The organism is Streptomyces sp. NPDC088554 (assembly GCF_044752945.1).
Classification (GTDB): Bacteria; Actinomycetota; Actinomycetes; order Streptomycetales; family Streptomycetaceae; genus Streptomyces.
The window spans coordinates 37,674-61,087 of the sequence record NZ_JBIVMF010000007.1; the positions used below are offsets into that span (position 1 = coordinate 37,674).

Consider the following 23,414-nt stretch of genomic DNA (forward strand, 5'->3'; position numbering starts at 1 on the left):
CCCCGGCCATTCCCGCCCGCGGCCCCGCATAGGGTGGACGGATGCCGGACCAGTACCTGACCGTCGCCCGCGCGGGCGTCCACGAGACCGAGATCAACCGGTCCCGTTTCCTCTGCGCGCTGGCGCCCGCCGCGACCGAGGGCGCGGCACAGGAGTTCCTCGCGGGCGTCCGCGCGGAACACCCGGCCGCCAGCCACCACTGCTTCGCCTACGTCATCGGGGCCGACGCCTCCGTGCAGCGGGCGAGCGACGACGGCGAGCCCGGCGGCACGGCCGGAGCGCCGATGCTCCAGATGCTGCTGCGCCGTGAGATGCGCTACACCGTCGCGGTCGTCACCCGCTACTACGGCGGGGTCAAGCTCGGCGCGGGCGGACTGATCAGGGCGTACGGCGGCGCCGTGGGCGAGGCACTCGACGCGATCCCCACCCTGACCCGCCGGCGCTTCAGGCTCGCCACCGTCACCGTCGACCACCAGCGCGCGGGCCGGCTGGAGAACGACCTGCGCACCACGGGCCGCGCGGTGCGCGAGGTGCGGTACGGGGAAGCGGTGACGATCTCGCTCGGGCTGCCGGAGGCCGACCTCCCGGCGTTCCGCGCCTGGCTCGCGGACGGTACGGCGGGAACGGCGCGGCTGGAGCTGGGCGGGGAGGCGTTCGCGTGAGGCGCGTGAGCGTGCCGGCCGACGACGTGACGGCCGGAGACAGGGGGAGCGCGTGAGGATTCTGCATACGTCGGACTGGCATCTGGGCCGGTCGTTCCACCGGGTGAGTCTGCTGGACGCGCAGGCGGCGTTCCTCGACCATCTGGTGGCGACGGTCCGGGCGCGCGAGGTGGACGCGGTGCTGGTCGCGGGGGACGTCTACGACCGTGCCGTACCGCCGCTCAGCGCCGTGGAGCTGTTCGACAGCGCGCTGCACCGGCTGGCGGAGGCCCGCGTCCCCACGGTGATGATCTCCGGGAACCACGACTCGGCGCGCAGGCTCGGGGTCGGCGCGGGACTGATCGGGCGCGCGGGGATCCATCTGCGGACCGATCCCCGGGGCTGCGCCACCCCCGTACTGCTGTCGGACGCCCATGGCGAGGTCGCGTTCTACGGGCTGCCGTATCTCGAACCGGCCCTGGTACGCGACGAGTTCAAGGTGGCCAAGGCGGCGCACGAGTCGGTGCTCGGGGCCGCGATGGCGCGGGTGCGGGCGGATCTCGCGGGACGCGCGCCGGGCACCCGGTCCGTGGTGCTGGCGCACGCGTTCGTCGCCGGGGGCCGGGCCAGCGAGAGCGAGCGGGACATCACGGTCGGCGGGGTGGCCTCCGTACCGGCGGGGGTCTTCGACGGGGTCGACTACGCGGCGCTGGGGCATCTGCACGGCGCGCAGACCCTGACCGAGCGGGTACGGTACGCGGGCTCCCCGCTCGCGTACTCGTTCTCCGAGACCACCCACCGCAAGACGATGTGGCTGGTGGACCTCGGTCCCGGGGGCGAGATCGAGGCCGAGCGCGTCGACTGCCCGGTGCCGCGCGCGCTGGCCCGGATCCGGGGGCGGCTGGACGAGCTGCTGGCCGATCCGGGGCTGGCGGCGCACGAGGACTCCTGGGTCGAGGCGACGCTCACCGACCCCGTGCGCCCGCCCGAGCCGATGGCCCGGCTGGCCGCCCGGTTCCCGTACACACTCAGCCTGGTCTTCGAGCCCGACCGTGCGGACGGCGGTCCGCACACCTCCTACGCCCAACGGCTGGCGGGCCGGGGCGACCAGCAGATCGCGGAGGACTTCGTGGCGCATGTACGCGGCGGGCCGGGTCCCGACGCGCGCGAACGGGCCGTGCTGCGGGGCGCGTTCGACGACGTACGTACCGACGCGGCGGTGCGCGAGGTGACCCCGTGAGGCTGCACCGGCTGGCCATGACGGCCTTCGGTCCCTTCGCCACCACCCAGCGGGTCGATTTCGACGTGCTCGCCACCGCCGGGCTCTTCCTGCTGCACGGCCCGACCGGCGCGGGCAAGACCTCGGTGCTCGACGCGGTGTGTTACGCGCTGTACGGCGAAGTGCCGGGCGCCCGGCAGAGTCCCGGGGTCACCCTGCGCAGCGACTACGCGGCGGAGGACACCACCACCGAGGTCACCCTCGAACTGACCGTGTCCGGACGGCGGTTGGAGATCAGCCGACGGCCCGCACAGCCCCGTCGCAAGAAGACCGGCACCGGCTTCACCACCGAACGGGCACAGAGCGGACTGCGCGAGTACGACCCGAGGGACGGGGCCTGGCGGGCGGTGAGCCGGTCCCACCAGGAGATCGGCGAGGAGATCCGCCAGCTGCTCGGGATGAGCAGGGACCAGTTCTGCCAGGTGGTGCTGTTGCCGCAGGGCGACTTCGCGCACTTCCTGCGGGCGGGTGCGGAGGCGCGCGGCAAACTGCTGGGCCGGCTCTTCGACACGCGCAGGTTCGCCGCCGTCGAGGAGCGGCTCGCGGAGCTGCGCCGCGCCGCCGAACACCGGGTGCGCGCCGGGGACGACCGGCTTCTCGGCATCGTGCAGCGCATCTCCCAGGCGGCGGGCGGCAGTTCGGCCCTGACCCCGCCCGCGCGCGAACCCGGGGACGCCGGGCTCGCGGCGGCCGTCCTGGAGTGGGCGGCGCTCGCGCGCTCGGACGCCTGGGAGCGGGCCGCCGTCGCGGAATCCGCGCTCGGCGCCGCCGAGAGCAGGACGGCCGCCGCGCGGCGCGCGCTGGACGACGCGCGCGAACTGGCCAGGCTGCAACAGCGGTTCGCGGAGACCCGGCGGCGCGCCGAGGCACTCGAAGCCCGCCGCCCCGCGTACGAACGGGCCCGCGAAGCGCTGGAGCGGGACCACCGGGCGGAGCTGGTCGCCCCGGCGCTCTCGCTGCGCGACGAGGCGGACGGCGCGCAGCGCGCGGCCGTCGCCGACAGGGACCGCGCGCGCGAACTGCTCCCGCGCGACCTCCTGGACGCCGGGGCCGAGCAACTCGCCTCGCTGGAACGGCGGACGCGCCAGGAACTGGGCGCCCTCGACGCGGCCGGACGCGCGGAGGAACGCGACGCCGCGATCACCGCCGAGCGCGCCGGGCTGGACCGAGAGGCCCGCGCCGACCAGGAGATCCTGGCGGAGGCGGCGGAGTGGCTCGCGGGCTGGGAGCCCCGGCGCCACGCGCTCCTGGGCGCGGTCGAGCGCGCCCAGGAGGGAGCCGCCCGCGCCGGGCGGCTCGCCGTACAGCTCGAACCGGCGCGGGCGCGGCGGGACGCGGCCCGGCTCCGCGACACCCACGAAGCGGCGCTCGCCACGGCCGCCGGGCGGGCGCACGACGCGTCCGTACGGGCGGGCGCGGCCCGGGAACACTGGCTCGACCTGCGCGAACAACGGCTGAACGGTATGGCGGCCGAGCTGGCGTCCCGGCTCACGGCCGGGGAGCCCTGCGCGGTCTGCGGATCGGCGGAACACCCCGCGCCCGCGCGGACGGTGGCCGGACAGGTCGACCGGGCCGCCGAGGAAAGGGCTCTGACGGAGTATCGGCGACTGGAGGAGGCGCGCCGGGCGGCGGAGGACGCGCACACGGCCGTACGGGAGGAGCACGCGACCGCCCGCGCCCGCGCCGGGGACGACGCTGTCACCGAACTCGCCTCGATCGCACGCCAGTTGGAAGACGAACACACCGAGGCGCACCGGATCGGCGCCGGTACGCACGCGGCCCGCGAGGCCCTCGCGAGCGCCGAGCGCGAACACGACAGCCGGCTCGCGGAACGGGGGCGTACGGAACAGCGGGTGGCCGCCCGTACCTCGCGGCGGGACGCGCTCGAACGCGAACAGGCAGGACTCCGGGAGCAGTTGGAACGGGCCAGGGGGGCGGCGGCCAGCGTCGCGGAGCGCGCGGGCGAACTGGAGCGCAGGGCGCGGCGGTTCGGCGTGGCGGCGGACAGTGCCCAGGCCGTGGAACGTACCGCGCTCCGGCTGAAGGAGGCCGACGACCGGCTGGCGACCGCCGCTTTCCGGGCGGGCTTCGACACCCCGCGGGAGGCGTCGCGGGCGCTGCTCGCCGACGCCGAACGGCGCGAACTCCAGCGGCGGTCGGACGCGTGGCAGGCCGAGGCCCACGCGGTCGCCGAGCGCCTCGCCGAACCGGACGCGCGGGCTGCCGCCGGACAGCCGCCCGCCGGGGTCGAGGTGGCCGGGACCGTCCATGACACCGCCGAACGCGTCCTGCGGGCCGCCTCGTCCGCCGCCGTCACCGCCCGGGAGCGCGCCGCCGAACTGGGCAGGCTCTCCCGGCAGGCCGAGGCGGAGGTGCGCGGGCTCGGCCCGGTGCGCGAGGAGTACGACCGGGTGGCCCGGCTCGCCGGGCTCACCGCCGGGACCTCCAGTGACAACGAACGCCGGATGCGCCTGGAGTCGTACGTCCTGGCGGCCCGGCTGGAACAGGTCGCGGCGGCGGCCACCGTACGGCTCCAGCGCATGTCGTCCGGCCGCTACGCGCTGCTGCACTCCGACGCGCGGGCCGGCGGGCGGGGCAGGTCGGGGCTCGGGCTCCAGGTCGTCGACGCCTGGACCGGCCGGGCGCGCGACACCGCGACGCTCTCGGGCGGCGAGACGTTCTTCGCCTCCCTCGCGCTCGCGCTCGGCCTCGCGGATGTCGTCACGGACGAGGCCGGGGGCGTACGGCTGGACACCCTCTTCATCGACGAGGGCTTCGGCAGCCTGGACGACCAGACGCTGGACGAGGTACTGGATGTGCTGGACTCGCTGCGGGAACGCGACCGCAGCGTCGGCATCGTCAGCCATGTCGGGGATCTGCGCCGCCGGATCCCGGCCCAGCTGGAGATCGTCAAGGACCGGCACGGCTCGGCGGTCCGTCAGCGCGCGGTGGATCACACGCGCTGACGGACCGCCGGGGGAGCGGGGTGGCCGGGGAGTCAGCCGGCTTCCGGCGCGGTGCGGCGTGCCCGTACCGCCGGGACGAGAACGGCGACGAGCGTACCGGCCACGACATACGCGATGATCACCGCGAGGTGCCCGCCGATGCCGTGCCCGCCGAAGTAGACGATGTGCCGCACGGCCTCGGTGCCCGCGCCGTTGGGCAGGGCGCCCGAGATCGTCCGCCAGAACGCCGGCAGCAGGGACGGCTGGTAGGCGCCGCCCGCCGACGGGTTGCCGAGGACGACGAAGACCAGGACGGTGATCCCGATCCCGATCACCCCGAAGAGCGACTGGAAGGCCATGGTGACCGTCGCCGCCGAGACGACCAGCAGTGCGCCGATGCCCCAGAGCGCCATGAAGTGCCCGGTCAGCGCCCCGAGCACCGGATCGGCGATGATCGCGCCGCCCAGCCCGGAGAGGATCGCGTACGGGACGAGCGCGCCGACCCGGAAGATCGCGCGCCGCGTGGTGACCGGCCGCGCCCCGGCGGCCACCCCGAGCAGCGCCGCGACCAGATATCCGCCGACGATCCAGCCGATGACCAGGTAGAACCCGCTCAGCCCCCGGCCGTCGCCGGACTGGAGCGGGACGATGTCCTGGACGGTGACGGTACGGTCCTGGGCCGCGTCCGCCTCCGTGACCACCTCGGTGATCGCCGTGACCTCGGAGACCCCGCCGCCGGACGCGACGAGCAGGGTGTCCTTTGTGCTCTTCGCGTCGACGATGAGGGCGGCCGAGGTCTCGCCGGAGCGGATCAGCTTCTCGGCGGCGGCCCGGGAGGCGACGGGCTTGGCCTCGACCGGGGTGGAGGCGATCGTGTTGAGCCCGCTGACGGTCTGGGCGGAGACCTGGGCGGGGGCGACGACGGCGATCGGGATCTTGTGCGGCTTCGGGGAATGAAACGCGCCTATGTAGGACAAAATAAAGCCGAATTGCAGGACGAGGACGCCGACGAGCAGGAGCACCGTGCGGAGCTGCACGGCGTCCTGGAGTTCGGACAGGAAGCCCTGCTTCGCAGGCAGTGGCTCCTCGGTCTCCTGGAGGCTCGATTCGGCTGGCGCGCTCATGACTGGACCCTTCGGGTGGGGGATGCGGGGATGACCGGCCCGACCGGGTTCAATCATCGAATACGATTATGTATCCGATTCAAAAATGAATCGCAAGTTGGAGTGCGACCATGCCTGCTTCCGCCAAGCCGTCCGAAGCCCCGAGAAAGCCGTCCAAGACCTCGCCGCCCAAGACCTCGGGGAAACCGGCCCGCGTCACCAAGCGCCGGGCCGAGACACGCGCCCAGCTCTTCGCCGCCGCGTCGGAGGTGTTCGCCGAGAAGGGGCTCGGCCGGGCCTCGATCGACGATGTGTGCGCCCGCGCCGGGTATACGCGTGGCGCCTTCTACTCCAACTTCAAGACCCTCGACGAGCTGATCCTGGCGCTGTACGCGGTACGGGGCGCCGAGCTGATCCGTACCATCGAGGCCGCCGCGGCGGCGGCGGTGACCGAGCTGACGACGGCCGCCGGACCGGACACCGATCAGCCCCCGGGCATGTCGCGGCTGGTCGAGGCGGTCACCCGGGTCGTCGCCACGCTCGCCATCGACCGCGATGCCCATCTGCTCCACCTGGAGTTCACCGCGCACGCCATCCGCCACCCCGAGGCCGCCGAGGCGTTCACCGCGCACCGGCGCACCCAGCGGGAGGCGCTGATCCCGGTGGTCAGGGCCGCGCTGCGCGGTCTGGGCCACGAGGCCACCGACGAGCGGCTGGAACAGACCGTGCGCGCGATGCTCGCGGTACGGGACGGCATGACCAGCCAGGAAGTCCTGGAACCGGACAACGGCGAGCTGCCCCGGCTGCACGAAAAACTCATGGCGGCGACGATCGAGATGCTGGAACAGTAGACATCGGCCGCACCGAACTCCCCGGCCGCCCCCGAGGACGCAGTCCGCATGGTGCCCCTCCCCGAACCGCCCGCCCGGGCGGAGCCGTGCCGCGATCTGAGGTCAGTCCGGCCCTGGCCGACGACGAGGTCAACGCGCTCTTCGCCGCCGCCCGGCCCGGCCGTCGCGCGACCTCTTTCGGGCCGGTGCACGCCCGCAGCCTGCTGTGGGTCGCGGCCCGGCGCGACGATGTGCTCATCGGGTACGTCGATGTCGCCGGGGGCGGCGGGCTCCACGCTTTTCTGCTCAACCCCACCGTGCGCCCCGATGAGCGCTGCCGCCCGGCCCGGCCGTCTTCTCGTACGGACGGCGGTGGACGGGGCGCGCGAGCGGGGCGCGGTGGCCGCAGGTGGACTACGAGGCCCGGCTCGCGCCGTTCTGCGCGAGCTGCGGCTTCGGGCCGACGGCGGCCGGGTTGATGGCTCTCGGCCGGGAGCCCGCCGGGTGAACCGGCTCTGATCCTGGCCGCCGTCGTGCCGTATCACCGGGTCAGAGCTTGGACAGCTCGTCCACCAGATCGTCCAGCCCCAGCGAGCCCTGGGACAGGGCCGCCATGTGCCAGGCCTTCGCGTCGAACGCGTCGCCGTGTGCCGCGCGGGCGTTCTCCCGGCCGAGCAGCCAGGCGCGTTCGCCCAGCTTGTAGCCGATGGCCTGGGCCGGCATCGACAGATAGCGGGTCAGCTCGCTGCGGACGAAGTCCGCCGGGCGGCCGCTGTGGTTGCCGAAGAACTCCTCGGCCAGCTCCGGCGTCCAGCGCTCGCCCGGGTGGAACGACGAGTCCGCCGGGATCTCCAGCTCCAGATGCATGCCGATGTCCACGATCACCCGGCAGGCGCGCATCATCTGCGCGTCCAGATAGCCGAGCCGGCGCTCCGCGTCCGGCAGGAAGCCCAGCTCGTCCATGAGCCGCTCCGCGTAGAGCGCCCAGCCCTCGGCGTTGGCGCTGACCTGGCCGACCGACGCCTGGTAGCGGGAGAGCTGATCGGCGACATGCGTCCACTGCGCGATCTGGAGGTGGTGGCCCGGGACGCCCTCGTGGTACCAGGTCGACACCAGGTCGTACACCGGGAAGCGGGTCTCGCCCATGGTCGGCAGCCAGGTGCGGCCGGGGCGGGAGAAGTCCTCGGAGGGGCCCGTGTAGTACGGGGCGGCGGCGCCGCCCGGCGGGGCGATCCGGGACTCCACCTTCCGTACCCGCTCGGCGAGTTCGAAGTGGGTGCCGTCCAGCGCCTCGATCGCCTCGTCCATCAGGGACTGGAGCCACTCGCGCACCTCGTCGACCCCCTCGATGTGCTTGCCGTGCACATCGAGGTGCGCGAGCGCCTCCCAAGGATCCGCGTGCGGCAGGATCTTCGCGGCCTCGGTGCGCATCTCGGCGAGCAGCCGGTGGTATTCGGACCAGCCGTACGCGTACGCCTCGTCCAGATCCAGATCGGTGCCGTTGAAATACCGCGCCCAGCGCGCGTAGCGCTCCCGGCCCACGGTGTCGGGCGCGCCCTCGACGGCGGGCGCGTACACGTCGCGCATCCAGTCGCGCAGCCCGGTGACCGCCTCGGTGGCGGCGCGGGAGGCACTGTCCAGTTCGGTACGGAGGGAGTCGGGGCCCGCGGCGGCGAACTCCTCGAACCAGCCCCGCTCCTCACCCGCCCACTCGGTCAGCTGCTCGATGAAGGTCGCGGTGGGGCGGGGGCCCGCGGGCAGCTTGCGCTCCAGGCCCAGGGCGAGCGAGGCGCGGAAACCGGCCAGAGCGCCGGGCACGGCGCGCAGCCGCTCGGCGATGGCCGCCCAGTCCTCGTCGGTCTCGGCCGGGGTCACGCTGAAGATGTCGCGCACCGCGTGCGCGGGCGAGTGGATGTTACTGACCGTACGCAGCCCCTCCTCGGCGTCGTGGACGGCGAGTTCGGCCGTGAGCCGCTCGCGCAGCAGCCTGCCGCAGCGGCGCTCGGCGTCGCTGTCGGCGCCGGGCCGGGTCTCCGCCTCGTCGAGCCGGGCGAGGGTCGCGCGGCCGAGATCGGCGAGGGCCTGCTGTCCGGCGGGGGAGAAGTCGGGGAGGCGGGAGGAGGATTCCGCCACGCCCAGATAGGTGCCGGTGATGGGGTCGAGTTGGATCAGCGCGTCGACGTAGGCGTCGGCGACCTGACGGGGCAGCGCACTGCCGGCTCTGTCTGACATGCGGCCATCCTCACCGACGGGTACCGCTGCCGTCACACCCATGTCGGCGCGGGGGACGCCGGGTTGGCTGATGAGAGCGGTGGCGCGGGCCGGGGAGGGGCCTGCACGGCCGTGGCGCGCGGGGCGGCGTGCCACGGCCGGGATTGGCCGGATCTAATCGGTACGTTCCCGGTGCGGTGCGGTGCGGTGCGGTGCGGTGCGGTGCGGTTTTGGGTCCGGTGCGGTCCGGTCCGGGGGTCTGGGCTTGGTACGGGATGACCTGGGCTTCCCGTACCGGCCTCGGCGCGGAGGGGTCAGCTTTCGGCGCGGCCGGGGCCGAAGGGGAGCGACGCCCCCACGGGACCCTGTTCCAGCCGGGCCGTGATGACGAGGGTGCCCTCGTCGATCTGGTAGTCCAGCGGCAGCCCGAGGTCCCGCATGGTGGCGACCATGCCCGTGTTGGATGCCTGGGTGACCGCGTACACGCTGCCGCAGCGGGCCTCGACGGCGAGCGCGACCAGCCGGCCCAGCAGCTCGGAGCCGATACCGCGCCGCTGCCAGCCGTCCTCGACGATCAGCGCGACCTCGGTCTCGTCACCGTCCCAGAGGAGATGCCCGAGCGCGATCAGCCGGCCGGAGGAGGTCTGGACGGCGAGGGTGCGTCCGAAGCGGGGGCTGAGCAGATGGGTCAGATAGCGGTCGGCGTCATCGACCGGGCCGTGGTAGCGCAGCCCGAGGGTCCGCTCCGAGCAACGGCCGTGCATGGCGAGGGCGGCGTCGAGGTCGTCGCCGTCGGCGCGGCGGACGGTGATCTCCTCGCCCTCGGGGAGGGTCAGTACGTCCTGGCTGCGCGGGATACGCGGACCGAGCCGGGCGTCCAGCTCGACCAGGGCGCGGGCGCGGGCGAACTCGGTGGGGGTGAAGGGGAGATAGGGGCGCTCGACGCTGATGCTGCCGCCGTTCGGGTCGCGCAGCCGCATCTCCGTACCGTCGAGCACGCCCTCGACGGGCGCGCCCTCCCCGGCGGACCGGCCGGTGACCGATACGGCGGGGCGCGAGCGGATTGTGCAACGGCCCAGCAACTGGCGCAGCGCAAGCGGGAGTTCGGCGGCGTCCAGGGCGGTACGGGTGGCGAGGCCCAGCACCCGGGTCGGCGTGTCCACCAGGTCGTGCGCGTCGGCGCGCTCGATCCAGGTGCTGCTGCCGCCCGCCGCCGCGACCTCACGGGTGAGGTCCTTGGCCTGGAGCGTGGCGGGGGCGCGGAGCAGGAACTCGTCGACCGTGCCGTCCGCCAGCGGATGGGTCTGGAGGGTGAGGATGTCCACGCGGTGTGCCGCGAAGGCGACGCACAGCGCGGCCAGACTCCCCGGCTCGTCCCGGACGGTGGTGCGCATCCGCCAGATGACCGTGTCCCCGGGGTCCGCGCTGTCCCGGGTGTCCGGCCCCGTGGCCGGGGCGGCGGCCACGGGGCCGCCGCCGGGGGCCGGTGGGGCGTGTCCGTGCCTCCGCGCCCACCAGGTGTGGAACACGGTTGTGGCGATCAGGGCGACGGCCGAGCCGACCAGCAGGACCGCCCCGTCGGGTCCGTGCGCGATCATGTTCGCCAGGGCGTCGGCGACGGCCACGGCGGTGAACAGGGCGGCCAGCTCGACAAGGTCCCGCCGCCAGTGGTGCGGACGGCGGGCGCTCTTCGCGGGAGTCACATGGGTCATGACCTCACTCTGACGGAATGGTGTTGCGTGATCACGAACGGTTTGTGACTGATGGGTTAAGGATAGTTTTGTTCGATTTTAAGCCACTTTCGATCAGATTTGGCGTGGAATGTTCGCCGCGTCAGCGCAACCTGCCCAGCACCCGTCGTCCCCGGCATCCGTCGTGCCCCACAGCCGTCGGCGCAACGCGACCAGAGGCCGTCGGCGCAACGCCGCCGGCAGCCGAACGGCCTGCGCCACCGCCCGTGATGTACCGCCGCGCCCGGCCGGCTCCGGCAGGCCGGATATCTCCCCGGTCGCGCCACAGCGCTCCGCGCGGTCGGCGGCCACCGCCGGCGGCTCCCCGAGCCCGGCCCGGACGGCCGTCGACCGGCCCCCCCGTCGGCAGCAGGGCGGGCAGCGCCGCGCTCGGCACCGACCGGACCGTGGCGTACGCGCCGGTCGCCGCCGCCGTACGGACCGAGTCGGCCGGCCGGTCGACCTTGACCTCGTCCGACACCACCGGCCCGGCCGGCTCCTCGCCCACCACCGGCCCGGCCGGCTCCCCGCGCGCCGCCGGCACCAACAGCGCGTCCACGGACGCCAGCCGGTCCTGCGGATGCCGGGCCCCGAGGCCGTACGCCAGCGCCCGGCGCGGCGAAGGGCCCGCGGGCCCGCCGCTCTCGGCGAGCGGTGGCAGCCACCACGCCCCGCCCCGCTCGTCGTGCACCGCGCAGTCCGCCACCTCGTGCAGCAGCCACTCCACGAGGATCTCCCGGTCCCCGGGCAGCACCCCCAGCCGGTCGCCGTTGTGGTCGCCCTCCCCGTGGTAGCACTGCGGTCCGGGCCGCTCCGGCGGCAACGGCGTGGACAGGCGGCGGGCAGGCTCCTTCTCGCGATCGGCCGCGACGAGCGCCCATGGCGCCGAGCCGGGGCTGCGATCGCTTGGGCGCTGTGCGAGGCGTAGTTCGTGGAGTTCGACGGAGCCCCCGCCGTGCTGTTCCTGAGCGGCGGAGCGCCGGATGCCGTTCTCCAGCTGGAGCTGAGGGACGGGACGGGTTGAATAGGTCCATCTCATCCGTAACCCTGACCAGCTCGGTGGAGTCGCCCCGTTCGCCCACTCTCTGTAGTGGTGAATGACCGTGTGGTGGGCGTTTGGTGCCTTCGTTGGTCTTGACCAACACGAAGAGTCGTCCTATCGTCACTTATTAGTGCAGGAACCTTTCATAAACAAGGCAGGCAAGAGCCGCCGGTCGTCCGGCGATTGCGGAGGAGCAGGGTGGGGACCACGCAGCTGGAAACGGTGCCGGAGCCCAAGTACTGGCATCTGAAGACGGTGCTCACCGAAGCGATAGACACCGACTTCGCGGTGGGGGAGATCCTGCCCAACGAGCGTGAGCTGGCAGCCCGGTTCGGGGTCGCCCGCGCCACCCTCCGGCAGGCGCTCGAACAACTGGAGCTGGAGGGCAGGCTCCAGCGCCGCCGGGGCGTTGGCACGACCGTCGCTCCGCCGCGCGTGAGCGTGGATGTCTCCACGCCCTGCCTCGAATGGCCCGGCGCGGAGCAGGAGGTCTGGCAGCCCCTCGACTCCGTCCTCGCGCCCCCGCCCGCCGCGGTGGCCCGGCTGCTGGAGACGGAAGCGGGCGAGGCGGCGCACACGGTCCGCCGGATCCGGGTCGCCCAGGGCCAGTCCGTCGCCGCCGAGCTGATCTACATACCGCCCTCGTCGGTGCCCGAGCTGTCGGCCGTCGACGCCCGTGGCGTCCTGCGGGAGTTGCGGCGGCTCACCCTCGACAGCCAGGACCGCTCGGTGGAGCTGGGCTCGGCGCGCGCGGACGACGCCAAGGAGCTGGACCGGCTCCCGGGCGCCCCGGTCCTGGTGGTGACGACGCGTTACGCGGCGGCGGGCCGGATCGCCGCCGTCGCGGTGGCCACCTACCGCGCCGACACCTGCCGGCTCACCTTCGGCGAGTCCGGCGACCCGTCCGCCGACACCCCGCCGAGGGAGCGCCCCGCGTCCTGAACACCCCTGGCGCCAGAGGCACATGAGACACATGAGGTACGAGGGATACGCGAGGTGCGAGGGGTACGAGGGGTACGGTGACGGCCCGCCGTCACCGCCCGGCGGCGGGCCGTCACCGTACCGCCGCCTCCACCTCCACCGCGAAGAGCTGCTCCTCCACCCGGTCGAGAGCCAGTCGCAGCGCGCCGGTCGCCACCGCCGCCTCGCCGAGCCGGGAGAGCACCACCCTCGGCGGACGCAGACAGAACCGGGTCAGCTCCCGGCGCAGCGGGTCGAGGACCCCGGCCAGGCCCGCCGCCCAGCCGCCGATCACCACCAGCTCCGGATCCAGCGCCAGCACCAGCGCCGCCACATCGTGCACCAGGCGCTCGACGAACCGCTCGACGGCCTCCCGCGCGCGGACGTCACCCTGGCCCGCCCGGTCGAAGACCGCCGTCATGGCGCGCTGGTCGAGCGGCTGGAGCGGCTTGTCCGTCGTCGACAGCAGCTGCTCCGGGGGCGCCCCGCGCCCCAGCAGATGCAGCGCGCCGATCTCGCCCGCCGCCCCGCCGAAACCGCGGTGCAGCCGCCCCCGGATCAGCGCGCCCGCGCCGGGGCTGAGCCCCGCCAGGACGAAGACGACGTCGTCGGACTCGGTGGCGGCGCCCTGCCAGTGCTCGGCGACCGCCGCCGCGTTGGCGTCGTTCTCCACCAGCACCGGACAGTCGAACGAGCGCCGCAGCCGCTTCCCCAGCCGTAACCCCGTCCACTCGGGCAGCGCGGTCCCCAGCCGTACGGTCCCGTCCGCCTCCACGATCCCGGGGGTGCCGACACCGACCGCGCGCAACGAGCCACGGGCCACCCCCGCCTCCTCCAGGACATCGGCGACGACCAGCCAGAACCGCTCCAGCCGCTCGTCCGCGTCGGCGGTCTGCGCGACCTCCCGCGAACCGGCGGCCAGCACCTTGCCGTCCAGCCCCGACAGCAGCGCGGTCACCCGGTGCGGCCCGATCTCGATGCCCAGCAGATGCCCGGCCTCCGCCCGGAACCTGAACCGCCGCGCGGGGCGCCCCTGTTTACGGGTCTCGCCCTCCTCCGGCGCGCACTCCGCGACCAGATCCACCTCGATCAGCCCCTCCACGACCCCCTCGACCGTGGGCCGGGACAGGCCGGCGAGCCGGGCCAGATCCGTGAGCGTGAGCGGCGGCGAGTCCCGCAGGACCCGCAGGACCACCGAGGAGTTGATCCGCCGTAACAGCGAAGGGTCCCCGCCGGTCAGCCGTCCCACGTAGGTCCCCCCGGATCGTGCGTATGTGTGCCGGATGCTACTGGGTGCCAGGCGTCCCCGTGAGAGCCGGGCGGATCCCGGAAGGAGACGGGCGGCGACGCATCCCCGCTGTATGCCCCGAAGACCACACGAAACAGACGTACCGTCGATCAACCCTGCCCGAAAGGGCATTGAACGGAGGTACGCCCTTGACGGCGCACGTGCCCGGGGCGGCCCGGAGGGCTTCGCCGGCCCTCAGAGCTCGGCGCGCAGCCGGGCGTACTCGTCCGCCATCGTCCGCGCCGTCCAGTGCGCGTTCAGGCCGCTGGGGTTGGGCAGTGCCCACACCCGGGCGTCGCCGATCGTCCTTTCCTGGGGGCCGATTCGGGCCTTTCGCTCGCCGAAGGCCGTGCGGTACGCCGTGATGCCGACCACCGCCAGCCAGGCCGGCCGCAGCAGCTCCACCTTCGCGGTGAGCAGCCTGCCGCCCTCGCGGAACTCCTCGTCGTCCAGTTCGTCGGCGCGCGCCGTGGCCCGCGCCACGACGTTGGTGATGCCCAGGCCGTACGTGAGCAACTCGCCCTGCTCGGCGGGGCGCAGCTGTCGTGGGGTGAAGCCGGAGAGGTGCAGCACGGGCCAGAAGCGGTTCCCCGGGCGGGCGAAGTGGTGGCCGGTGGCGGCGGACATCAGACTGGGGTTGATTCCGCAGAACAGCACGCGCAGACCGCTCGCGGCCACGTCGGGGATGACGTGGCCGCGAGCGGCGGCGAGTTCCTCGGGGGTCATCCGGGGATCAGAGGATCGAGCCCGGGGTGTAGCCCGCGGCGGCGGGGTGCTGCTTCACGATCGCGTCGACCCGGGCCAGTACGGTCGCGATCTGGTCGGCCGCCGCGCCCGTGAAGGAGAGCTTGTCCGCCATCAGCGCGTCCAGCTGGGCGCGGTCCAGCGGCATCCGCTCGTCGGCGGCCAGCCGGTCGAGCAACTCGTTGCGCTCGGCGCCCTGCTCGCGCATCGCGAGGGCCGAGGCGACCGCGTGCTCCTTGATGACCTCGTGCGCCGCCTCCCGGCCCACCCCCGCCCGTACCGCGCCCATCAGCACCTTGGTCGTGGCGAGGAACGGCAGGTAGCGGTCCAGCTCGCGCGCCACGACCGCGGGGAACGCGCCGAACTCGTCGAGGACTGTCAGGAAGGTCTCCAGCAGCCCGTCCAGCGCGAAGAACGCGTCGGGGAGCGCCACCCGGCGGACCACCGAGCACGAGACGTCGCCCTCGTTCCACTGGTCGCCCGCCAGCTCGCCGGTCATCGACGCGTAGCCGCGCAGGATCACCATGAGGCCGTTGACCCGCTCGCAGGAGCGCGTGTTCATCTTGTGCGGCATGGCGGAGGAGCCGACCTGGCCGGGCTTGAAGCCCTCGGTCACCAGCTCGTGCCCGGCCATCAGCCGGATCGTCTTCGCGACCGAGGAGGGCGCGGCGGCGAGCTGGACGAGCGCGGTCACCACGTCGTAGTCCAGCGACCGCGGATACACCTGGCCGACGGAGGTGAACGCCTGGGCGAAGCCCAGATGGCCCGCGACCCGGTTCTCCAGCTCGGCCAGTTTCGCGGTGTCCCCGCCGAGCAGGTCCAGCATGTCCTGGGCGGTGCCGACCGGGCCCTTGATCCCGCGCAGCGGGTAGCGGCCGAGCAGATCCTCCAGCCGTCCGTACGCCACGAGCTGCTCGTCGGCGGCGGTCGCGAACCGCTTGCCGAGCGTGGTGGCCTGCGCGGCGACATTGTGGGAGCGGCCCGCCATGACCAGCTCGCCGTACTCCCCGGCCAGCTTCCCGAGCCGGGCCAGCACCGCGACCGTGCGGTCGCGCACCAGCTCCAGCGAGAGCCGGATCTGGAGCTGCTCGACGTTCTCGGTCAGATCGCGCGAGGTCATGCCCTTGTGCACCTGCTCATGACCGGCGAGGGCGTTGAACTCCTCGATCCGGGCCTTCACATCGTGCCGGGTGACCTTCTCGCGCTCGGCGATCGACGCCAGGTCGACCTGGTCGAGGACGCGCTCGTAATCGGCGAGCGCCGTCTCGGGCACCTCGATCCCGAGGTCCTTCTGCGCCCGGAGCACGGCGAGCCACAGCTTGCGCTCCAGTCGCACCTTCTGCTCGGGGGACCAGAGGGCGGCGAGTTCCGCCGAGGCGTAGCGGCCGGCGAGGACATTGGGGATACGGGGCTTCTCAGTCACGTGAGGGGAGTCTACTGGCGGTTCACGCAGCCGGGCTACGCCCGTTTCCTCGTACGTTCCTCCAAGGGTGCCCCGTGGCGCGCCCCACGCCGCCGTCCTACGAGGTCTCGTACGGCAGCAGTTCCGGGCGCTTCGCGGGCCGTCCGTCCCCGGAGGAACGCCCCGTCGCCCGGCGTACGACCCAGGGCCCCAGATGCCGGCGCGCGAACCGGAGGTCGTCCAGCCGCCGGGCCGGCCAGCGCGCGGGCACGGCGGGCGCCGGCTCCGCGCGCCAGTCCTCCTCCGGGGCGAGCCCCAGCGCCTGCCACACCGCCTCGGCGACCCGGCGGTGCCCCTCGGCGGTCAGATGCAGCCGGTCCGCGTCCCACATCCGCCGATCGCCGAGCACGGGCGCCCCGTACAGGTCGACCACCAGCGCGCCATGGCGCGCGGCCAGTTCGTCGACGTACCGGAACAGCTCCTCCATCCGGGGCCGGAAGCGCTCCATCACCGGGCCGTCACGGCCGGGGCTGCGCATCAGCACCAGCCGGTCACAGGCCGGCGCGAGCCGCTCCACCGCCTCCTCGAACAGCCCGCGCACCCTGCCCATGTCGACCTTGGGCCGCAGTGTGTCGTTGAGCCCGCCGACCAGCGTGATCACATCGGGCCGCATCGCGGCGGCCACACCGGCCTGCTCCTCGACGATCTGGCCGATGAGCTTGCCGCGCACGGCGAGATTCGCGTACCGGAAGCCGGGGGTACGGGCGGCCAGGCGCGCGGCGAGCAGATCGGCCCAGCCGCGGTAGGAACCGTCGGGAAGGAGGTCCGACATGCCCTCGGTGAAGGAGTCACCGACCGCGACGAAACTGGTGTATTCGGCATTCATCTCCATGGCGGAGCCGATCGTACCGCGCGGTACGGCATGCCCCGCGCGGCGGTTACGGGGACGGCCCACGTGGTGGTAACGGGACGGCCCACGCGGCGGTACGGGACCGCCTACGCGTGCCGTCCCACCAGCTCGCGCAGCACGTCCTCCATCGTCACCAGCCCCTCCAGCCGGCCCTCCTCGTCCAGGACGGCGGCCAGATGCGTACGGCCGCGGCGCATCGCGGTCAGTACGTCGTCCATCGGCGTCCCGGCCCGCACCCGCGCGATCGTCCGCATCCCGGAGACCGGGAACGGTACCTCGCGGCCCGGCGCGTCCAGGGCGTCCTTCACATGGAGGTAGCCCAGGATCCGGCGCGCCGGGTCCACCACCGGGAAGCGCGAGAAACCCGACTCGGCCGACAGCCGCTCCAGCCCCTCCGGGGTGATCCCGAGCCCGGTGGACACCACCCGTTCCAGCGGCAGCACCACATCGCGCACCGGACGGCGCCCCAGCTCCAGGGCGTCGTGCAGCCGCGCCGCCGCGCGGTCGTCGAGCAGCCCCGCGTGGCCCGCGTCCGTGACCAGCCGGGCCAGCTCGTCGTCGGAGAACGTGGCGGATACCTCGTCCTTCGTCTCGACCCGGAGCAGCCGCAGCAGCGTGTTGGCGAAGGCGTTCACCGTGAAGATCACCGGACGCAGCGCGCGGGCCACGGCCACCAGCGGCGGCCCGAACCGCAGCGCGGTACGGACCGGACCGGCCAGCGCCACGTTCTTCGGCACCATCTCGCCCAGCAGCATGTGCAGATACGTCGCCACGGCCAGCGCGATCACGAAGGAGATCGGATGCACCAGCCCGCGCGCCACCCCCACGGCGTCGAACAGCGGCTCCAGCAGATGCGCGAGCGCCGGCTCGGCGACGATCCCCAGCACCAGCGTGCACAGGGTGATACCCAGCTGCGCCGCCGCCAGCAGCGCCGACACATGCTCAAGCCCCCAGAGCACACTGCGCGCCCGCCGGTCGCCCGCCTCGGCCTCCGGCTCGATCTGGCTGCGGCGCACCGAGATCAGCGCGAACTCCGCCGCCACGAAGAACGCGTTGACGACCAGGGTCAGCAACGCCACGAACAGCTGGACCGCGATGATCATCCGGCCTCCCCCCGGTCCGGGGAACCGGTGGGCCCGGTGGGCGCCCGCAGCAGCAGCCGCGCCGCCCGCCGGCCCGTGGCGTCCACGACCTCCAGCTCCCACCCGGCCAGGGTGATCCGGTCGCCCTCGACGGGGATCCGGCCCAGCCGCGCGGCGACCAGCCCGGCGAGCGTCTCGTACGGCCCCTCGGGCATCCGCACCCCCGCCGCCAGCAGCTGATCGGCGCGCGCGGCGCCGTCCGCCGACCACAGCGCCCGGCCCGCCGCGTCCGTCCCCACGGGGGCGAGATCGGACATCTCGTGCGGATCGTGCTCGTCCCGTACCTCGCCGACGACCTCCTCGACGATGTCCTCCAGCGTCACCACCCCCGCCGTACCGCCGTACTCGTCGATCACGACGGCCATCGTGGACCGGCCGGACAGCCGGTCCAGCAGCACGTCCACCATCAGGGACTCCGGCACCAGCAGTGGTTCGCGCAGCAGCGAGGCCACCGGATACCGGAGCCGCTCCGCGGCGGGCAGCGCCAGGACGTCCTTGATGTGCACGACACCGACGACCGAGTCGAGACCGCCCCGGTACACGGGGAAGCGCGACAGCCCGGAGGCGCGGGTGGCGTTGGCGACGTCCTGGGCCGTCGCCCGTACGTCGAGGGCCATCACCTGCACCCGGGGCGTCATCACGTTCTCCGCCGTCAGCTCCGACAGGCTCAGCGTGCGGACGAACAGCTCGGCGGTGTCCGCCTCCAGCGCGCCCTCCTTCGCCGAGTGGCGTGCCAGCGCGACCAGCTCCTGCGGACCGCGCGCGGACGCCAGCTCCTCGGTGGGCTCCAGCCCGAGACCGCGGACGATCCGGTTCGCCGTGCTGTTGAGATGGCCGATGAACGGGCGGAAGGCCGCGGTGAACCACCGCTGGGGCGTCGCCACCACCTTGGCCACGGCCAGCGGTGACGAGATCGCCCAGTTCTTCGGCACCAGCTCGCCCACCACCATCAGTACGACGGTCGACAGCGCCGTACCGATCACCAGCGCCACCGAGGACGCCACGGAGGGCGAGAGCCCCAGCGCCTCCACCGGGCCACGGATCAGCTTCCCGATGGACGGCTCGGAGAGCATGCCCACGACCAGATTGGTCACGGTGATCCCGAGCTGTGCCCCCGAGAGCTGGAACGTCAGACTCCGTACCGCCTTCAGAGCGCTCGGGGCACCCCGTTCCCCGCGCTCGACCGCCCGCTCCAGCTCGCCCCGCTCGACGGTGGTCAGGGAGAACTCCGCCGCGACGAAGACACCGCACACGAGCGACAGCAATACCGCCACGACGAGCAGCAGCACCTCGGTCATCGGCTCACCTCGGGTCCCATGATCGGGCATCCGGGGCGGGACCGCGCGGCATCGGCCGGCGCCGCGTCGTGTTCAGCGCCCCGCCGCGCCCGTACGCAAGGACTTCACCCAGCGCCGCCAGTGGTCCTCGCGGTGGTACCCGGCCGAGGCCCAGGTGTGGCGCGCCTGCTCGTTGGCCTCCAGGACCATGGCGTCGACCCGGCGCCCGCCCAGCGCGGCGAACCGCTGCTCCGCCGCTTCCATCAGGGCCGAGGCGATGCCCCGGCGACGGTGGTCCGGATGGACGGCCAGCCGGTAGGCGGAGCACCGCCAGCCGTCGAAACCGGCGATGACGGTGCCCACCGGACGGCCGTCCCGCTCCGCGAGCAGCAGGGCGCCGGGGTCCCGGGAGAGGAGCAGGGTCATCCCCTCGCGGTCGTCGCTGATGCTCGTGCCTTCCGCGGCTTCGCGCCAGAACCGCAGCACGGCGTCGATGTCGGAGGGCTCGGCACAGCGGATGGGGAGATCGCTCATGAGGACGAGCCAAACAGATCGGCGGCGTCTTCGGCCAACGGTTTTCCGGCCGGCACCGGCGAAGGGCCGAGGAGTACGGCACCGGCGAACGGCATCCGCGAACCCGCTCACCCCAGCGCCGCCACCTCCCACCGCCCGCCCAGCGACGGCGCGGTCCAGCCCGGCGCCCGCTCCCGGAACACCCCCGGCGCCAGCGCGCCCGCGCCCTCGGGGACCGCGCCCAGCAGGGGCGCGCCCGCCGCCTCCGGAAGGTCCGCCAGATTGCAGCGGGCGGCCAGGTCCGGCGCGGTGGGCCAGCTGCCGATCACCACGCCGAGGAGCGCCAGCGACCGGGCGCGCAGGGCCTCGGCGGTGAGCGCGGTCGCGTTGAGGGTGCCGAGTCCGGCGGGGGCCACCACCAGGACCGGCGCCGCCAGCAGCCGCGCGGCGTCCGCGAGGGTGGCACCGGTGTCGTCGAACCGTACGAGCAGCCCGCCCGCTCCCTCGACCAGCACCAGATCGTGTTCGGCGGCCAGCTTCCCGGCGGCGTCCGCGATCTCCTCGGGTCCCACCGGCGCGGCCCCGGCCCGCCGCGCCGCCGTCGCGGGCGCCAACGGGTCGGGGAACCGGGCGAGTTCGACGGCGGTCACCGGACCGGCCAGCCGCGCGGCTTCCGCCGCGTCCCCGGGCTCGCCGGGGGCCAGCCCGGTCTGGGCGGGTTTGAGCACGGCGACGCTGCGGCCCCCGGCCAGCGCCGTCGCGGCGAGCGCCGCCGTGACGACGGTCTTGCCGATCTCCGTACCGGTGCCCGTGACCACGATGACCGGCATCTCAGCCCTCCCTCGACGCGGCGACGACCGCGCGGCAGATGGCGGCGAGATCGTCGTCGCCCGTCACATACGGTGGCATCGTGTAGACGAGGTCGCGGAACGGCCGCAGCCAGACGCCCTCGCGCACCGCCGCCGCGGTCGCGGCCGCCATGTCCACCTCGTGGTCGAGCTGGACGACGCCGATGGCGCCCAGGACCCGGACCTCCCGTACCCCCGGCAGACCGGCGGCCTCGGCGAGCCCCCGGGACAGGCCACCGGATATCCGCTCGATCTCCCGCGCCCAGTCCTGGTCGAGCAGCAGGTCGATCGAGGCGCAGGCGACCGCGGCGGCCAGCGGATTGCCCATGAAGGTCGGCCCGTGCGCGAGGACGGGGACCTCGCCCCGGGAGATGCCGTCCGCGACCCGCGAGGTGCACAGCGTCGCCGCCATACTGAGATAACCGCCGGTCAGGGCCTTGCCGATACACATCACATCGGGCGCCACCGCCGCGTGCTCCGCCGCGAACAGGGTGCCCGTACGGCCGAAGCCGGTGGCGATCTCGTCGAAGATCAGCAGGACGCCGTACGCGTCGCACGCCTCGCGCAGGACCCGCAGATACGCGGGGGAGTGGAAGCGCATGCCGCCCGCGCCCTGGACCACCGGCTCGACCACGACCGCCGCGAGTTCGTCGGCGTGCCGGGCTATCAGGGCGCGCAGCCCGTCCGCGTACGTCTCCTCGTACGCGACCGGCGGCGCGTCCGCGAAGATCTGGCGCGGCAGCACCCCCGACCACAGGTCGTGCATCCCGCCGTCCGGGTCGCACACCGACATCGGCTGCCAGGTGTCGCCGTGGTAGCCGCCGCGCCAGGTCAGCAGCCGCTGCTTGGCGGGGCGGCCGACCGAGCGCCAGTACTGGAGGCACATCTTGACCGCGACCTCGACGGAGACCGAGCCCGAGTCGGAGAGGAAGACATGGCGCAGCGGCTCGGGGGTGATCTCGACGAGCCGGGCCGCGAGCCGTACGGCGGGCTCATGGGTGAGCCCGCCGAACATCACATGGCTCATCCGGCCGAGCTGGTCGGTCGCCGCCTCGTTGAGCACCGGGTGGTTGTAGCCGTGGACCGCCGACCACCAGGACGACATGCCGTCGATCAACTCGCGGTGTCCGTGGGCGGGTTCGGCCAGCCGCAGCCGTACCCCGGACGCGGACTCGACGACCAGCGGTTCGGCGCGGCCCGGCATGGGCCCGTACGGATGCCAGACATGGGCCCGGTCCAGGGCCAGCAGTCCGGCGGTGGCCCGCTCAGGCATTGGGGGCGAGATCGGTGCCGGCGCCGCGCCGGCGTACGGAGACCAGGTCCGTACGGGGGGAGGGAAGCTCGGCGGCGACGGGCTCGGCCGGTGCGGATTCGGCCGGTACGGGCTCCGCGTCGGCGCAGCCACCGCCGCCTCCGCACCCGCCGGCCCGGTGCTCGGGCAGCGTCGTGGTGTCCGCGCCCTCCACCTCGAAACCGGCGTCCGCGATCATGTCCAGGTCGGCCCGGCCCTCCTGGCCCTCGCTGGTGAGGTAGTCGCCGAGGAAGATCGAGTTGACCAGGTGGAGGGCGAGCGGCTGCATCGAGCGCAGATGCACCTCACGGCCGCCCGCGAGCCTGACCTCGATGTCCGGGCAGACGAACCGCGTCATCGCGAGGATCCGCAGACAGCGCTGCGGGGTGAGGTTCCACTCCTTGGCGAGCGGTGTGCCCTCGAACGGGATCAGGAAGTTGACCGGCACCGAGTCCGGGTCCAGCTCGCGCAGCGAGAAGACCACGTCGACCAGGTCCGCGTCGCTCTCGCCCATGCCCGCGATCAGCCCCGAGCAGGCGGAGAGCCCGGCGGCCTGCGCCTGACGCACGGTGTCGACGCGGTCGTCGTAGGTGTGGGTGGTGGTGATGGCGCCGTAGGTCGCCTCGGAGGTGTTGAGATTGTGGTTGTACGCGTCGGCGCCCGCGGCCCGCAACCGCTCCGCCTGCCCGTTCGAGAGCAGCCCGAGACAGGCGCAGACCTCGACGCCCTCGTTCTCCTCCTTGATCGCCTCGATGGTCCGCGAGACCCGGTCGACGTCCCGGTCCGTCGGCCCCCGGCCGCTCGCGACCAGACAGACCCGCTTCGCCCCGCCCGCCACTCCGGCGGCGGCGGCCTTCGACGCCTCGTCGGGCTTCAGCCAGGTGTACTTGAGGATCCCTGCCGTGGAACCGAGCCGCTGCGAGCAGTACGAGCAGTCCTCGGGGCACAGGCCCGACTTCAGATTGACCAGATAGTTCAGCTTCACCCGCCGCCCGAACCACTGACGGCGCACCTTCCCGGCAGCGGCCACCACGTCGAGCAACTCGTCGTCGGAGGTCGCCAGCACGGCGAGCGCTTCTTCGCGGGTCGGCAGCTCACGCCGCAGACCCTTTTCCACCAGTGTGCTCAGCAGGTCCATGCTGCCGATCCTGACTCACGGGGGACCCCGGGGCAAAGGAGGAACCCCACAAGACCGCTCGATCGAGGTGTGTGCATGGCCACACTTCGACCGGGCTGGTCCACGGTTAAGGTCTGTGCG

Annotated in this window: 19 protein-coding genes and 1 pseudogene; 6 read left to right on the top strand and 14 right to left on the bottom strand. The window is 73.5% G+C overall.

Annotation, left to right across the window (positions count from 1 at the left end; translation table 11 throughout):
- Nucleotides 1-41: 41 nt before the first annotated feature.
- From ACIP8W_RS10535 to ACIP8W_RS10545, 3 genes are read left to right on the top strand one after another with little or no spacing between them, the layout of a single operon-like run.
- Complete coding sequence (locus tag ACIP8W_RS10535) at nucleotides 42-662, top strand: YigZ family protein (RefSeq protein WP_401947560.1); 621 nt, start codon at nucleotides 42-44, stop codon at nucleotides 660-662.
- A 52-nt stretch (nucleotides 663-714) separates the two neighbouring features.
- The gene (locus tag ACIP8W_RS10540; RefSeq protein ID WP_401947562.1) at nucleotides 715-1,881 is read left to right on the top strand and encodes an exonuclease SbcCD subunit D; all 1,167 of its coding nucleotides are present in this window, start codon (nucleotides 715-717) and stop codon (nucleotides 1,879-1,881) included.
- Entirely contained in the window at nucleotides 1,878-4,886 is a 3,009-nt protein-coding gene (locus tag ACIP8W_RS10545; protein WP_402202654.1) for an AAA family ATPase, read from the top strand. Before ACIP8W_RS10540 ends, ACIP8W_RS10545 begins: the two co-directional genes overlap by 4 nt.
- Before the next feature lie 32 nt (nucleotides 4,887-4,918).
- On the opposite strand, the gene ACIP8W_RS10550 is transcribed toward ACIP8W_RS10545, so the two are convergent.
- Nucleotides 4,919-5,989 (bottom strand): DUF3533 domain-containing protein, encoded by a 1,071-nt coding sequence (locus ACIP8W_RS10550; RefSeq protein ID WP_402150806.1) that lies wholly within the window; start codon nucleotides 5,987-5,989, stop codon nucleotides 4,919-4,921.
- A gap of 110 nt (nucleotides 5,990-6,099) precedes the next feature.
- On the opposite strand from ACIP8W_RS10550, the gene ACIP8W_RS10555 reads away from it, so the two are divergent.
- Nucleotides 6,100-6,819, top strand: coding sequence for a TetR/AcrR family transcriptional regulator (locus ACIP8W_RS10555; protein WP_401947570.1), 720 nt, complete (start codon nucleotides 6,100-6,102; stop codon nucleotides 6,817-6,819).
- A gap of 86 nt (nucleotides 6,820-6,905) precedes the next feature.
- Entirely contained in the window at nucleotides 6,906-7,277 is a 372-nt protein-coding gene (locus ACIP8W_RS10560) for a hypothetical protein (RefSeq protein WP_402150803.1), read from the top strand.
- Nucleotides 7,278-7,347: 70 nt separating this feature from the next.
- On the opposite strand, the gene ACIP8W_RS10565 is transcribed toward ACIP8W_RS10560, so the two are convergent.
- From ACIP8W_RS10565 to ACIP8W_RS10575, 3 genes are all read right to left on the bottom strand, one after another.
- Nucleotides 7,348-9,030 carry a DUF885 domain-containing protein gene (locus tag ACIP8W_RS10565; RefSeq protein WP_402202656.1) on the bottom strand — a complete coding sequence of 561 codons (1,683 nt, stop codon included), beginning with the start codon at nucleotides 9,028-9,030 and terminating at the stop codon, nucleotides 7,348-7,350.
- Between the two features lie 293 nt (nucleotides 9,031-9,323).
- The gene (locus tag ACIP8W_RS10570) at nucleotides 9,324-10,721 is read right to left on the bottom strand and encodes a GNAT family N-acetyltransferase (protein ID WP_402150798.1); all 1,398 of its coding nucleotides are present in this window, start codon (nucleotides 10,719-10,721) and stop codon (nucleotides 9,324-9,326) included.
- A 121-nt stretch (nucleotides 10,722-10,842) separates the two neighbouring features.
- Nucleotides 10,843-11,778, bottom strand: coding sequence for a hypothetical protein (locus ACIP8W_RS10575; RefSeq protein WP_402202658.1), 936 nt, complete (start codon nucleotides 11,776-11,778; stop codon nucleotides 10,843-10,845).
- Between the two features lie 201 nt (nucleotides 11,779-11,979).
- Between ACIP8W_RS10575 and ACIP8W_RS10580 the strand changes: the two genes are divergently transcribed.
- Nucleotides 11,980-12,723, top strand: coding sequence for a GntR family transcriptional regulator (locus ACIP8W_RS10580; RefSeq protein WP_401947581.1), 744 nt, complete (start codon nucleotides 11,980-11,982; stop codon nucleotides 12,721-12,723).
- A 112-nt stretch (nucleotides 12,724-12,835) separates the two neighbouring features.
- Here ACIP8W_RS10580 and ACIP8W_RS10585 read toward each other — a convergent pair whose 3' ends face one another.
- From ACIP8W_RS10585 to bioB, 10 genes and pseudogenes are all read right to left on the bottom strand, one after another.
- Complete coding sequence (locus tag ACIP8W_RS10585) at nucleotides 12,836-13,990, bottom strand: ROK family protein (RefSeq protein WP_401947584.1); 1,155 nt, start codon at nucleotides 13,988-13,990, stop codon at nucleotides 12,836-12,838.
- A gap of 234 nt (nucleotides 13,991-14,224) precedes the next feature.
- Nucleotides 14,225-14,755 (bottom strand): G/U mismatch-specific DNA glycosylase, encoded by a 531-nt coding sequence (gene mug, locus ACIP8W_RS10590; RefSeq protein WP_401947587.1) that lies wholly within the window; start codon nucleotides 14,753-14,755, stop codon nucleotides 14,225-14,227.
- A 7-nt stretch (nucleotides 14,756-14,762) separates the two neighbouring features.
- A complete protein-coding gene (purB, locus tag ACIP8W_RS10595) occupies nucleotides 14,763-16,196 on the bottom strand; it encodes an adenylosuccinate lyase (RefSeq protein ID WP_401947590.1) in 1,434 nt (477 codons plus the stop codon).
- A 97-nt stretch (nucleotides 16,197-16,293) separates the two neighbouring features.
- On the bottom strand, nucleotides 16,294-17,067 hold the full coding sequence (locus ACIP8W_RS10600) for an SGNH/GDSL hydrolase family protein (protein WP_401947592.1): 774 nt from the start codon (nucleotides 17,065-17,067) through the stop codon (nucleotides 16,294-16,296).
- Between the two features lie 104 nt (nucleotides 17,068-17,171).
- Nucleotides 17,172-18,185: a hemolysin family protein gene (locus ACIP8W_RS10605; protein WP_401948449.1), complete on the bottom strand. Its 1,014-nt coding sequence runs from the start codon at nucleotides 18,183-18,185 to the stop codon at nucleotides 17,172-17,174.
- Nucleotides 18,185-19,525 carry a hemolysin family protein gene (locus ACIP8W_RS10610; protein WP_401947595.1) on the bottom strand — a complete coding sequence of 447 codons (1,341 nt, stop codon included), beginning with the start codon at nucleotides 19,523-19,525 and terminating at the stop codon, nucleotides 18,185-18,187. The genes ACIP8W_RS10605 and ACIP8W_RS10610 overlap by 1 nt, the downstream gene beginning before the upstream one ends.
- Before the next feature lie 72 nt (nucleotides 19,526-19,597).
- A pseudogene (locus tag ACIP8W_RS10615) lies at nucleotides 19,598-20,074 on the bottom strand (GNAT family N-acetyltransferase); the annotation flags it as partial.
- A gap of 71 nt (nucleotides 20,075-20,145) precedes the next feature.
- A complete protein-coding gene (bioD, locus tag ACIP8W_RS10620; RefSeq protein WP_401947598.1) occupies nucleotides 20,146-20,847 on the bottom strand; it encodes a dethiobiotin synthase in 702 nt (233 codons plus the stop codon).
- Nucleotide 20,848: 1 nt separating this feature from the next.
- Nucleotides 20,849-22,138 carry an adenosylmethionine--8-amino-7-oxononanoate transaminase gene (locus ACIP8W_RS10625; RefSeq protein ID WP_402150784.1) on the bottom strand — a complete coding sequence of 430 codons (1,290 nt, stop codon included), beginning with the start codon at nucleotides 22,136-22,138 and terminating at the stop codon, nucleotides 20,849-20,851.
- Complete coding sequence (bioB, locus tag ACIP8W_RS10630) at nucleotides 22,131-23,294, bottom strand: biotin synthase BioB (RefSeq protein WP_401947603.1); 1,164 nt, start codon at nucleotides 23,292-23,294, stop codon at nucleotides 22,131-22,133. The genes ACIP8W_RS10625 and bioB overlap by 8 nt, the downstream gene beginning before the upstream one ends.
- Between the last annotated feature and the right edge of the window lie 120 nt (nucleotides 23,295-23,414).

Coding starts and splice junctions, on each gene's coding strand:
- ACIP8W_RS10535 (WP_401947560.1), top strand. CDS start 42: ATGCCGGACCAGTACCTGACCGTCGCCCGCGCGGGCGTCCACGAGACC.
- ACIP8W_RS10550 (WP_402150806.1), bottom strand. CDS start 5,989: ATGAGCGCGCCAGCCGAATCGAGCCTCCAGGAGACCGAGGAGCCACTG.
- ACIP8W_RS10555 (WP_401947570.1), top strand. CDS start 6,100: ATGCCTGCTTCCGCCAAGCCGTCCGAAGCCCCGAGAAAGCCGTCCAAG.
- ACIP8W_RS10565 (WP_402202656.1), bottom strand. CDS start 9,030: ATGTCAGACAGAGCCGGCAGTGCGCTGCCCCGTCAGGTCGCCGACGCC.
- ACIP8W_RS10570 (WP_402150798.1), bottom strand. CDS start 10,721: ATGACCCATGTGACTCCCGCGAAGAGCGCCCGCCGTCCGCACCACTGG.
- ACIP8W_RS10575 (WP_402202658.1), bottom strand. CDS start 11,778: ATGAGATGGACCTATTCAACCCGTCCCGTCCCTCAGCTCCAGCTGGAG.
- mug (WP_401947587.1), bottom strand. CDS start 14,755: ATGACCCCCGAGGAACTCGCCGCCGCTCGCGGCCACGTCATCCCCGAC.
- ACIP8W_RS10600 (WP_401947592.1), bottom strand. CDS start 17,067: ATGGAGATGAATGCCGAATACACCAGTTTCGTCGCGGTCGGTGACTCC.
- ACIP8W_RS10610 (WP_401947595.1), bottom strand. CDS start 19,525: ATGACCGAGGTGCTGCTGCTCGTCGTGGCGGTATTGCTGTCGCTCGTG.
- bioD (WP_401947598.1), bottom strand. CDS start 20,847: ATGCCGGTCATCGTGGTCACGGGCACCGGTACGGAGATCGGCAAGACC.
- ACIP8W_RS10625 (WP_402150784.1), bottom strand. CDS start 22,138: ATGCCTGAGCGGGCCACCGCCGGACTGCTGGCCCTGGACCGGGCCCAT.
- bioB (WP_401947603.1), bottom strand. CDS start 23,294: ATGGACCTGCTGAGCACACTGGTGGAAAAGGGTCTGCGGCGTGAGCTG.